Annotated in this window: 10 protein-coding genes; 2 read left to right on the top strand and 8 right to left on the bottom strand. The window is 43.3% G+C overall.

Annotated features, from left to right (window positions below):
• Positions 1-800: 800 nt before the first annotated feature.
• The gene (locus H5T41_02120) at positions 801-1,619 is read right to left on the bottom strand and encodes a recombinase family protein (GenBank protein MBC7107579.1); all 819 of its coding nucleotides are present in this window, start codon (positions 1,617-1,619) and stop codon (positions 801-803) included.
• Complete coding sequence (locus H5T41_02115; protein MBC7107578.1) at positions 1,612-2,454, bottom strand: recombinase family protein; 843 nt, start codon at positions 2,452-2,454, stop codon at positions 1,612-1,614. The genes H5T41_02120 and H5T41_02115 overlap by 8 nt, the downstream gene beginning before the upstream one ends.
• 237 nt (positions 2,455-2,691) lie before the next feature.
• Between H5T41_02115 and H5T41_02110 the strand changes: the two genes are divergently transcribed.
• Positions 2,692-3,117, top strand: coding sequence for a hypothetical protein (locus tag H5T41_02110; GenBank protein MBC7107577.1), 426 nt, complete (start codon positions 2,692-2,694; stop codon positions 3,115-3,117).
• A gap of 178 nt (positions 3,118-3,295) precedes the next feature.
• On the opposite strand, the gene H5T41_02105 is transcribed toward H5T41_02110, so the two are convergent.
• The 6 genes from H5T41_02105 to larB all read right to left on the bottom strand — a co-directional run bounded on the left by H5T41_02105 (position 3,296) and on the right by larB (position 10,686).
• Positions 3,296-4,645: a hypothetical protein gene (locus H5T41_02105; protein MBC7107576.1), complete on the bottom strand. Its 1,350-nt coding sequence runs from the start codon at positions 4,643-4,645 to the stop codon at positions 3,296-3,298.
• A 118-nt stretch (positions 4,646-4,763) separates the two neighbouring features.
• Complete coding sequence (locus tag H5T41_02100) at positions 4,764-6,434, bottom strand: TCP-1/cpn60 chaperonin family protein (GenBank protein ID MBC7107575.1); 1,671 nt, start codon at positions 6,432-6,434, stop codon at positions 4,764-4,766.
• Between the two features lie 199 nt (positions 6,435-6,633).
• Entirely contained in the window at positions 6,634-7,482 is an 849-nt protein-coding gene (locus tag H5T41_02095) for a radical SAM protein (protein ID MBC7107574.1), read from the bottom strand.
• Positions 7,475-8,743, bottom strand: coding sequence for a hypothetical protein (locus H5T41_02090; protein ID MBC7107573.1), 1,269 nt, complete (start codon positions 8,741-8,743; stop codon positions 7,475-7,477). The genes H5T41_02095 and H5T41_02090 overlap by 8 nt, the downstream gene beginning before the upstream one ends.
• 98 nt (positions 8,744-8,841) lie before the next feature.
• On the bottom strand, positions 8,842-9,816 hold the full coding sequence (locus H5T41_02085; protein ID MBC7107572.1) for a GNAT family N-acetyltransferase: 975 nt from the start codon (positions 9,814-9,816) through the stop codon (positions 8,842-8,844).
• Positions 9,817-9,900: 84 nt separating this feature from the next.
• On the bottom strand, positions 9,901-10,686 hold the full coding sequence (gene larB / locus H5T41_02080; protein ID MBC7107571.1) for a nickel pincer cofactor biosynthesis protein LarB: 786 nt from the start codon (positions 10,684-10,686) through the stop codon (positions 9,901-9,903).
• A gap of 147 nt (positions 10,687-10,833) precedes the next feature.
• On the opposite strand from larB, the gene larE reads away from it, so the two are divergent.
• A complete protein-coding gene (gene larE / locus H5T41_02075) occupies positions 10,834-11,658 on the top strand; it encodes an ATP-dependent sacrificial sulfur transferase LarE (GenBank protein ID MBC7107570.1) in 825 nt (274 codons plus the stop codon).
• Positions 11,659-11,907: the final 249 nt, after the last annotated feature.

Raw genomic sequence — 11,907 nt, 5'->3', positions numbered from 1 at the left:
CGAATTACCACATAGCGATCCCATTGTAGAACAAGTGCAATACAAGGCCATAAAGAAAATAGGATGATCCGGTGCTTCTTCACATAGAATTAAATCTAATCAAGATCTCTTTTGTGATTAAGGAATGGATCTGTGCGTTCTTTCAAAACCTCTGATAATTCTTCTTGGACTTATTCTAGATATGATATCTCATTGTCTATCCAAATTCGTTAAGAAAACATCGGTTCAATAATTATAAATACAGTTGCGTTATTGTTTTAACTATTATTGCATAATACATAATCATTGATTCATTATCATTATTCCTACACATTAAACGAAGCAAGAAATAAGATGCAGCACATCCAGACTAGCTCTACACAAGAAGTTTCAACGACTCTCCGTTTTATAAAAAAATTATTTACTCGATTTTTTTTCTAGGTCGCATACAATCCGATATTTACGTCAATTTTAGCATCCCTGAGTGGGACTATGAGCAAAGAACCACAGGCCTTCCTTTCGACTCAAAGGAATTGATGTGAAAATCTTATCGCTTTAAACGGCGTTAATCATCAACCTGATCTATACGGGAGTTAAGTATCGATCTCAAACGATAACGAACGCACAAAGGGTATATCGTAAGGAGGGTCGGAAATAGATGTTGAACAAAAATGTGCATTTTAGTCAACGACGGTCTCCCGAATATCAACTAAAAATGATGATTTTTTGTTCAACCCCCCTTCTCATGACAACATAAAGAATGTAAGGAAACAAGATCAAGGAAGGTAAAAAGGCAAAATGATGATATATTGCGCAAAAAATCATTGAGGAAGCTTGCAAACTTGTCGCTTGCTTCTCGCAAAGCTGCGATTGTCGATAATCTCCTGAACGGCGTTAAAAAGATTCACAGGGACAATAGGAGTGTGCGACCCCTTCATCAATCGCCCATCCCATTTTAAGAAACCGGCATATATGGGATTTCTAAGTATCCGACTGATCGACCAAACCGTCCAACGGCCGCCTCGTCTCGTTGCAATTTCATACCTATTGAGACGCCATGCAATTTCGCGCATTTTCTCCCCACGAAGATAACTTTGGAAGATATCAAGAACAATTCCTGCCTCATCATCTACAACAGTTAACTGACCGTTGACAAATCTATAACCAAAAGGAGGATAAAAACCGAGCAAACCTTTGCCGGACTCCGCTTTCTGTACCATACCCATATAAGTTCTTTCTCCGATCTGTTCGCTTTCCAATTGAGCGATTCTCTGGATGATATCGACAACAAATCGTCCAACGGCATTTGATGTATCAAAGGATTCTTGCATACTAGCGAACTTCTTACCCCATTTCTCAAGAGTTTCCATCATAATCATGAAATTCTTGCTGTTTCGATGAATTCGGTCCATTTTCAAAACAAGAATCGTATCCCATTTGTCCTTTTCTTGCATCATTCTCTGATAAGCTGGTCTGCGCGTGTTTCTTCCGCTATGTCCGTCATCGCAATAAATATCTGCAATTTCCCATCCCTGAGCTTCGCAATACGCGATTAGCCTTTCTTTTTGAGCATCGAGTGAAAACCCTTCCTTTGCCTGGTCTTCTGTGGAAACTCTTATGTAAATCGCCACTCTAGTCAATTACTATCCCCGCCTCTTCAAGGTAGACAATCTTATCACCATTTTTCAAATCGGTAGTTCTTCTTCGAATCCGTTTCATCTCCTGAGCGGCATTGAAGAGCTCAACAGAGATACTTGCTTGGTGTGGTGCCTTGACAATGAAATTATCCCATTTTATAAATCCGCAATACAAGGGATTCGAAAGAATTCTCCCAACCGTCCCCTTCTTCCATCTTCTTCCTTTTTTCGTAGGAATGCCCATGGCATTTAGTCGTTCCGAAATATCGTTCAGACTTAATCCAGCCAAATACCACTCAAAAATTTTTCTAATTACTTGTTGCTCTGTTTCAATTGGGACCAGTCGTCCATCCTGATAATCATACCCGTAGGGTATTCCAAAGCCAAGATACCCTTTCCCTTTCCTTGCTTTTTGGGTCATCCCTATTTTTACTCTTTCTCCGATCTGTTCGCTTTCCAGCTGTGCAATCCGCTGGATGATATCCATGACAAATCGTCCCATGGCACTCGTCGTGTCAAAGGATTCTTGCATCGAATTAAACTCTTTCCCCCATCTCCTGAGATCCTCCATCATTGTGGCAAAATTCTTGCTGTTGCGGTGGATTCTATCCATTTTTAGAACAACAATGACGTCCCAATTATCCTTTTCCTGCATCATCTTTTGGTATGCGGGTCGTTTGACGTCTCGGCCACTATAGCCACTATCAATATATTCACCAGCAATCTCCCAGCCGCGAGCTTTGCAATAAGAATGCAGTCGCTTGAGCTGAGCGGGTATGCTAAACCCTTCCTTTGCTTGATCCTCTGTTGATACCCTAACATAGAGTGCCGCTCTCAGGTACATCCTCTCCAGTATTGTCCAATTCAATATCCGGCTCGGATGCTCCCATCCACAGTATCTGACAATTGTCAGACATATTCCTTTGGATAGTATAAGAATTTGTCGCAATAGCTTGTATCCTCATTTGATCCGTTAGATTGTTATTATTTTTTAATTTATTTCGTTACTAGATTTAATAATTTAAACGAACGCAAGAGACCTCGTTAAATAATCATTGAACAATTCCTACGATCGTTGAATGAAGAAGAACTCAATGCCAGAATTGCAATTCTAAGACACGAGTTTGGTAATTTGTTAGATGACGATGCCCTTCGAAAATTGATTCTCGATGAAGAAGGGCTCTTAATCACGAATATGAAATGTATTTCCAATCTGAAAGATCGTGAAGAAGTGTCAGTTGAAGCAATTGTCACCAGAATCTTTGGAATAAGGGAATTTAAAAAATTAGATGGCACATCTGGTAGAGTAAGAAATATTGAGATTGAAGACGGAACTGGTGGAGCTCGTCTCGTGCTATGGGATGAGGATGTTGAGCTACCAGAAAGAATTCAGATGAAAGTGGGTACAAAGTTGAGATTGATTAATTGCTTCGTCAAGTTCACGGATTTTGGAATCGACATTATGCGCGGAAAGAGAGGAAGAATCGAAATCGTAAATTAATCACTAAGCGAAAATTGTATTGCAAATAACGATACTAGCTAAACAAAATTCAATTCCTTCATTTCATAAGGGCAGCAGAAGATTTCCTTGTGTAAAACATAAGAATTGTGAGCGAATCTCTTCCAAACTCTTAAAAAAAATTATTATGGTGGAAAAAGAAAGATTTTAAGATGCCTGCTTAGCGTTTCTTCTTGTGAGTGAATGCAAGAATGATAACGATGATAACGACTGCTATCACTATCGCAATCACAAGAAGCGTGACCCAGTTAGACAAGCCGCCTGCATTTCCCCCACCAATCGCTTCTTCAGAAATCGAGGCCTGGTAACTAGCAATTTGCTCAAGTTGCGACTCGGCAACATCAGGATCAGCAAGAGTTATTTCAACTTCTGTCCCCTGGAATGGATCGTAAGGAATTTCTGATGGAAGCTCGATAAACCCGAGGTCTGTAGTTGCCTTGGTGAGGAATTTGGTTTCATTGGAATAATAAATCCTTTCGTGACTATCGTCAATCTGAATGACATATACTTCAATCGTTCCAAGATCGCCTAACTGGATGCTTCTTTTTTCGATACAGTGTAGCTCTGCATGGATCGGGACTTCAAAGGTCTCAATGATTCCGTCATGAATATTGACGTTTTCATCGTGAATTGTGATCTTATCAAATTCTATTGGGAAATCTGTGATACCTGTTGCCTCTACGAATTCATCGGAAAAGATCTCTTCTTCAACGTTATCCGGCAGGCCTTTGATATCGAGGAACCCGCTTACTGTTCCAGAAACTGTTGCATTTGAGTCAACCAACCAGCTATCACCTACATCGAATGGGAACTGGTAGATATCGAGATATGGTTCGAATGCAACATTGATATTCACATTTAGGTCAAAGCGTAGTGAGATATCATAATCGGTGTAGGTGATGGTGATGTTGCTGCCCTGTGTCTCCAGAGAAGGAATGTTCTTGGCCTCGAAGTCAATGGTGGAACTGCTTTTCATTTGCCAATCGATGCTCCTGATCGCCAGTGTTTCCTTTTCAAGAATTAACTTTCCGCTAGCAAAAATGGCAAAATCCTCGTCTAGATCAATACTGATTTCTTTTTGTTGCTTAGGTACACCAGGCATACCAGACATGAGCCAGATCAATGGATTGCCAACATTGTAAGTACCGGCCGATGGCATGGCCCCCTCAACAGTGATATGCAGTTCTGCCGCTATTTTGACGCCGGCTTTTGTTGTAACTTCGTATTCGGTGTCGGTGACATCAGTCACTTCCCCTAGAATCCATGAACCTCCATTGCCTTCTAAATCAAATCTCGTCAGCGTCACATTAGCCTTCTCTAGAAACTCTTCGAGCTCCGATTGAGTCTCTTGCAAGTTCGGAGCGAGATCGAAGTTCGACCCGATTGCCCACCTATCTCCTTCTTTCCATTCCGGTGCTTCGGCTTGCGCAGAAACGACCGAGGGTACTGACATGGAAAGAACGCAGGCAAGAGCCATAAGAATTGAAATAGGCACAAACCATTGTTTCATGAAGCTCCTCCCAGTTTTAATTGATTGAATCATTTTGGTTTGTATTAGAATCTTTCGGATTTGTTGAAAAAAAACAAAGATCAAGAAAAAGAAATAAAAAAATGTGAGAATTATTCCCTCACATCATCCCTGGGCCCATCGGTCCACCCGGCATTTCTCCGTATTGGCCTCCCGGTCCTGCCTCGGATGGCGTAGTCCTCTTTGCCGCGATGACGTCATCGATCCTCAAGATCATGCCTGCAACTTCAGCCGACGATTTAATCGCCTGTGTCTTGACCCTTAGTGGCTCAATGACGTTTTGATCGAGCATGTTCACAGGTTCAGTGCTGTTCAAATCGACGCCGTAGTACTGCGCTCCTTTTTTGTTGCTCTTGTGCACACTCTTGAGCTTGAGAACAACATCAATTGCATCGTGACCAGCGTTTTCCGCTAGCACCCAAGGAATGACTTCTAGGGCTCCAGCGAAAGCTTCAATAGCCAACTGCTCTCGCCCTCCAACGGAGGAAGCGTAATTGGCAAGATGCAATGCAACTTCGATTTCAGGAGCGCCACCACCGGCGACAGCTTTTCCATCTTCGAGTGTCACCCCGACAACACGAAGCGCATCGTGCAAGGATCTTTCTACTTCATCGATAACATGTTCCGTACCGCCGCGAATGATGATCGAGACAGACTTTGGATTCTTACAGCCAGTGATGAAAGTCATGTCCTCTTCGCCGACCTTTCTCTGCTCAACAAGTTCAGCTGTTCCAAGATCAGAGACCTCCAGTTGATCAAGGTTGCCGACAATATTCCCACCGGTTGCCTTCGCGAGTTTGTCCATATCAGACTCTTTGACTCTTCGAACTGCGTAGATTTCCGCTTTGGCAAGATAGTGCTGAACGAGATCGTCGATTCCTTTCTGGCAGAAAACCACGTTCGCACCTGATGCTTTGATCTTCTCGACCATTTTCTTCAGCGTTGCCTCTTCTTCGTCAAGGAATTTTTGCATCGATGTGGGATCGCTGATCTGGATTTTTGCTTCGACCTCAGTCTTCTTGATCTCCAGAGCTGCGCTTAGCAACGCGATCTTCGGATTCTTAACGGATTTTGGCATCCGTGGGTGAACGCGTTCTTTATCGATGACGATTCCCCTGATCAATTCGGTGTCGGCAATCGAACCACCGACTTTCTTAGCGACCTTGATGTTATCAATATCGACAACGGTCTTTCCATCACGATTTTCGGCAACCGATTTGACGGCCTGAACGGCCAATTGAGCGAGTTTTTCCTTTTGGCCACCAACGCTCTTTCCCATCATTGCGGTGCTTGCAATCTTTTTGAGTAGATCTTCATTATCGGCTTTTACATCGATTGCAATCTTCTCTAGTGTCTTCACAGCCTCTGCGGCAGCCATCCTATATCCGTTGACGACGATCGTTGGATGAACTTTCTGATCGAGGAGTGCTTCTGCCTTTTTCAACAGTTCACCAGCGAGGATGACTGAGGTTGTTGTGCCATCCCCACACTCCGAATCCTGCGTTTTCGCAACCTCAACGACCATTTTCGCAGCTGGATGCTGGACGTCCATTTCCTTCAGAATCGTCACACCATCGTTGGTGACGACGATATCGCCCATCGAGTCAACGAGCATTTTATCCATGCCTTTCGGCCCCAGGGTCGACCGAACTGAATCGGCAACGGCGCGCGCGGCAGCAATATTATTTGACTGTGCTTCACGGTTCCGACTTCTTTCCGTACCTTCTCGAAGTACGATAATCGGTTGACCCTGCCCTATAGAATATGCCATTATGTAGCCTCCTGTGCGGCGGTATTTTGGTACTTCTATATGAAGTATTGCATTGGCAGATGATTTTCTGGGATTATGTCAAACAGAGTGCGAGGGCTTTAGACTCAGCACAGGGTAGTTGACCCAGCATGTTTTTTATCAATGTTGATTCATCGCCATATTTAACTCACATATGTCAAGAATCAATCAAAGTCCCTCTCTAGAATGCTTTTTCAAAACTTATTTGATATTTCTTGCATAGTTTGAAAATTTCTCCTTGAATCCTTTGATAAAAAGAATCTGAATGCATCTTATTGAAGAATTCCTCTCGAAAACGAGGGTCGTTCATTACTTCACATGAAATGAGTGTTTTCGTCATATCGGGCCTCAACCGCAATTTGTCAATCATAATACGTTTAGTGCCTGTCGACGCAATCTCCGAGATGAGAGTATCCAATTGATCTTCTGTGACGATAGGTAATATCGGTCCTACCATCGCATAAGTATCGATCCCCACATCTGAGAGTTTTTTCAAGGTTTCAATTCTTTTGGATGGGGGAGGAGCATGCGGTTCGAATTGACCTGCAAAATCATCATTGAGTGTTGTAATCGTGATCCCCGCCTCGGCGCCGCCCATCCCGGCAATAAAATCTGCGTCTCTAATAATAAGATCAGATTTGGTGAGTATACTCGCTCTCAAATTCGAACGTGAAATGATCTCGAGACTTTTCTTTGTAATGCAGTATCTGCGTTCAATTGGTTGATATGGATCAGTCACAGTTCCAATTCCGACAACGCCGGTCTTATTGATAACTTCTCGTTCTAGAATGTCTGGTAAATTGATTTTGACTTCAATTTTAGCTGACCATGATTCCCTTCTGACTTTAAGCACAGATGGTCCGTAACAATAAAGGCAGCCATGCGCACATCCTCTGTAGGGATTTAGCGCATAATTCAAGCCAGGGAGTTTCGATGGAACAAGAGATGATTTGCATACTCTCTCCCTTATTACGAGAGATTTGACCTCACGATTCGGATTTCCATTTTCGAACGAATAAAGGTCATACATATTCTTCGATTCTCCGCTGATGCAGCGTGTCTCTGAGAATTACGCTGTGTCTCATCCAGACGTCGATCGGAATGTCCATTCGAGAAGCAACATATCTGAGAGCATCGTTAAGTGTGCTGAATCTAAATGGTTGCTGTTTCAGAGCCATTCTAACGTTCTCCCTCACATTCCAGACACCAACAGGCATGATGTAACCCGGATGAGCTTCTCTAAATATTACAGCTCCAGCTTGTCTCCTTTCCTTCTCGAGTAGTTCATTGACAGCAAGACGCGCTGCATAATAGCAACCGCCGATTTGTGCGTATTCTTTCCTCCCGTTGTAAAATTCGTGATCACTGATGATCTCAATCTGCTTTCCGGAGGGATTCCATGCGGTATTTGGATACCATGCTTCAATTAATTCGTATTTCCAAGTGGTAGGAAGTAGCAGTACGATCCAGCGATTGTCGAGCTGTTCCCAATCATAAATTCTGAATTCGTCAATCAATGGGTAGGTTCTTGTTTTTTCGAGAAGAGCTCTTCCTATTAAGTCATCAACAGCAGTGATGCTCCAGCGGGTTGGAACAAACTTTCTATTCCTTCCAATTCCAAAAGCCCCGACGCTAAATGCCTTTTGTATTCGAGATATCATAACCCCTTGCTGATATAGACCAACTACTGCCTCCACAGCGCTCAAATCCGTATCATAGAATGCCTTTTCAATCTTCTGATCGAATTTTGGATTTTCAATGCTGAGTTTCTTCAGCTTTCCAGATGGTCCGAACGGCTGAACCTCATCATCCAGCACGATTTTACCCGATGGTGGTTTTTCGAATTTAGCTTCCACACCGATTGGATTGATCGCAAGAGCAAGCTCCCTTGTTTGATCAACGATTCTTGCAGGTGAACTCGTATTTGTAACATCGATTTTATATTTCCCCCTCACAAGGGAAAATCGAAAATCAACAATCTCGTCAATCGTTTTTCCAACCCATAGCTCAGGAGTATCCATGACAGATGTATCACCGAACAGCGGAGGGACGAGGGGACCAATGTCCACTTTTGGATATCCATGTCGACCGACAAATACGCCTGGTGGTGAATCACCAAATAAATCGAGGCCATCGATGAGTCTCCTGGTTTTTGCGTGCGAGTAGAATTTGAGCATCAATGGGCATCGCTCTTTCCCGCAGAGCAATTTTGATCCTTTGCACAAGACGCAGAGGGACCCTGATGATTTTTTCCCGATGGAAAAAACTGGATCTTCGAATAGACTCGGCATAATTAGTTTCTGCCCAATCATGAATACTCACTATTTAACTCACATCCGACTTATTTTACTCTTGCGACGAGGTCTGTGAAAATTGTTTAATTATCGACTCAGCCAGCGAGTGAAAGAATGAAATAATCACCTCTCTGACTGAAAGAATGACCCTTGAACATTCTGATATTCGCCCCTTTAATCGCATAACCATTCATTGCCATTTTCTTGTAAATTATGTTATTGAGTACAGGAAATCTCGCAAAAACCCTCTTCTTACCAGATATAAATGATTCGTTTTCACATGCTCTGAGAAGCGCATCGAAGGCTCTCTCAGATTCAGAATAGTCTGGATCAATAAGAACAAGTCTAATTGATGCGTAGTCGCCCTCTTCCTCTTTCAAATACGTGTGGAGCAAAGCGAAGCCCAGGATCTGTCGTTTCATGCGCCATACAAAAACCGAGCCCAATTTCTTTTCGACGATCATGTCGATATCCTTAAACGGGTCAAGGCCAGCAAATATTTTCGATCCAATCGTCCTGACCGCTTCTTTAATACTCATTGGATCGTTTCTGACCTCTTCAATTTCACAATCTTCTCCCAAGTTCAGTGGTTGCTTTTCAACAATGGGTTTTTCGGCGATGAGGGTCAAAGCATCTGGGCGATATCCTTGGGATAAATAGAAGTGAAGATTCTTCGGAATATGTGACATCGTTTCAACACCTATAACCTCGCAGCCAGACCTTCTCAGAAAGTTCTCACATTCCGAGAGCAAGGCGCGCCCTATCCCGCGATTCTGAAATTCCGGTAAGACTTCAAGCGGACCTATCCATCCCATTCCACCCCATGCATGCGAATAGGCTGCGCCGACAATTCCTCCACAAACTTCGGCAACAAAACATCCATGTGGTTCCTTCCAGATGTAAGCTTCGATGATCTTCTCGGATCTCATTGGATAGATGACTTTTCGTCCCACATCTCTTGTTGCCATATCGGACCATGCATCTTGTGCAATCTCTCTCGCCTTTTCGATATCCTGCGATTTCATCTCTCGAATTCTGAATTTTTCCTTTCTCAAGGACCAGCTAAACATGCTAAATCATGTCCCCTTGTCTGTGCGGCTTTGCGAGATTTCATCCGATCAATTGACAATCGGCATTCTAATTTCAATTTAATATTATCGAACTGATCTTTCGCTCCTTAAACGTCTTGACCGGAGGCTGATCAGAGCGGCAGTAGCACCAGCTCCAACTCCGTTGTCGATATTGACGACCACCAATCCAGGAGAACATGTCTGCAGCATTGAAAGAAGTGCGGCCTCGCCTCTTCCTCCCATCCCATAGCCCACTGATGTAGGAACACCGATTACAGGAACATCGCTGAGACTTGAAACGACAGACGCAAGGGCTCCTTCCATTCCTGCGACGACGACAATCGCATCACAGCCATTTTTCAACATCGATTCCAATGGATCAACAAAACGATGAAAAGCGGCAATCCCAACATCATATGCAGTCATGACATGGCATCCCATCGTCTCAGCTACGATCCGAGCTTCCTCGGCGACAGAAATATCGGACGTTCCTGCGGCGAGTATTCCTATCAACCCTTCCCTTGCGCAGAACCCGTTTCGATTAATTACGATCATTTTTGCTCTTTCTTCCCATCTGACTCCTTCTGATCCTATTGCATCGACGACCGCATCAAAGTGTGCTCTGGACGCCCTCGAGACGATGATGATCCTTTTGTTTTCCATCACCTTGCGAATAATCTCCGACACAATCTCGGGAGGTTTACTTTCGCCTAAGATGATCTCTGGAATACCGCGACGCGCTTCGCGAGCATGATCGAAGATCGTATGATCGCCAATTCGTTCAAGAAAATCCAATTTGAGTAATCTCTCTGCCTCTTCGATGCTGATTTCTCCTTTCTTGAATTGTGCCAGTATTTCACGAATTTTCATCAGTTGTCATTATTCCCGATCATCTTCTTTTTCTTTTCCATTGAAAACATCTCATGCTGATCGATTCGAAAGATCCACAAAGAATTCAATCTATTGACTGATTGGTCATTAACAACGTTCATATTTCATTAATGTTTTTTAACTATCGTGACAAACAAAGAAGCAAAGCTCAAATTATTAAAAGAGACGCTTGAGAGATTCGGAAGTGTCGCGGTCGCTTTTTCAGGTGGGGTCGATAGCACATTTCTCCTAAAGGTTGCATCGGAGGTCCTGGGTGATCGTGTGCTGGCGATTACGAACATCTCACCGCTCACCCCCTCATGCGACAGGAGCAGTGTCGTTAAAATAGCAGAGGAATTTAGAGTAAGACTGAAGCTGATTAATGTCGATCCGCTTAATGATCCTCAATTCGTTTCAAATCCTGTTGATCGTTGCTACATCTGTAAACGCAATCTTTTCGAAGTCATCAAGAGAATAGCTCAAGAAGAGGGGTTCTCAACGGTGATCGATGGAAACAATGCGGATGATTTAGTATCTCACAAATGGGGGCTGAAGGCAGCGAAGGAAATCGGTGTCAGGAGTCCATTGGCCGAAGTTGGATTGACAAAAGAGGAGATAAGAGCGATCTCACGAGAAATGGGATTGGCCACTGCTGATAAGCCATCAAATGCATGCCTCGTAACGAGAATCCCCTTTAACGAGAGAATCACACTCGAAAAACTCAGGATGATTGATGACGCAGAAACTTTTATCAGGGATTTGGGGGCCAGACAGGTGCGCGTGAGACATCATGATCTAACAGCACGGATTGAGGTTGAACCAGATGACATGGAAATCATTGTCAAAAGAAGACTTGAGTTGGTAAGGAGACTCAAAGAACTTGGATTTGCTTTTGTAGCCATGGATTTGGAGGGATTCAGGAGCGGTAGCTTGTCCCTCTTGCTTGACTATCAAATGAATCCTCATGATTGATCCAGATGATCTAACATACAACTGGCTTTTTGTTCAAGTGCATTCAGACAATCTATGATTTGAATTTCATTTCTTGAGGTCATCAGGTATCGTGCTTATTTTTCTGAGGTATCAGTAGAGCATTTCTGGTGCATCATCGGTTAGGTGTAAGATCTCAAGAGATACGTTTCCACAATTCCCGTGAGATTCTTCGATTCGATCATCGGGACTCTGGCTGCGAGTTATCTTGTATCACTTTTTTTTGATTCT

It is taken from the genome of Methanomassiliicoccales archaeon (assembly GCA_014361295.1).
Classification (GTDB): Archaea; Thermoplasmatota; Thermoplasmata; order Methanomassiliicoccales; family JACIVX01; genus JACIVX01.
This window is presented reverse-complemented; position numbering and strand designations above follow the sequence as displayed.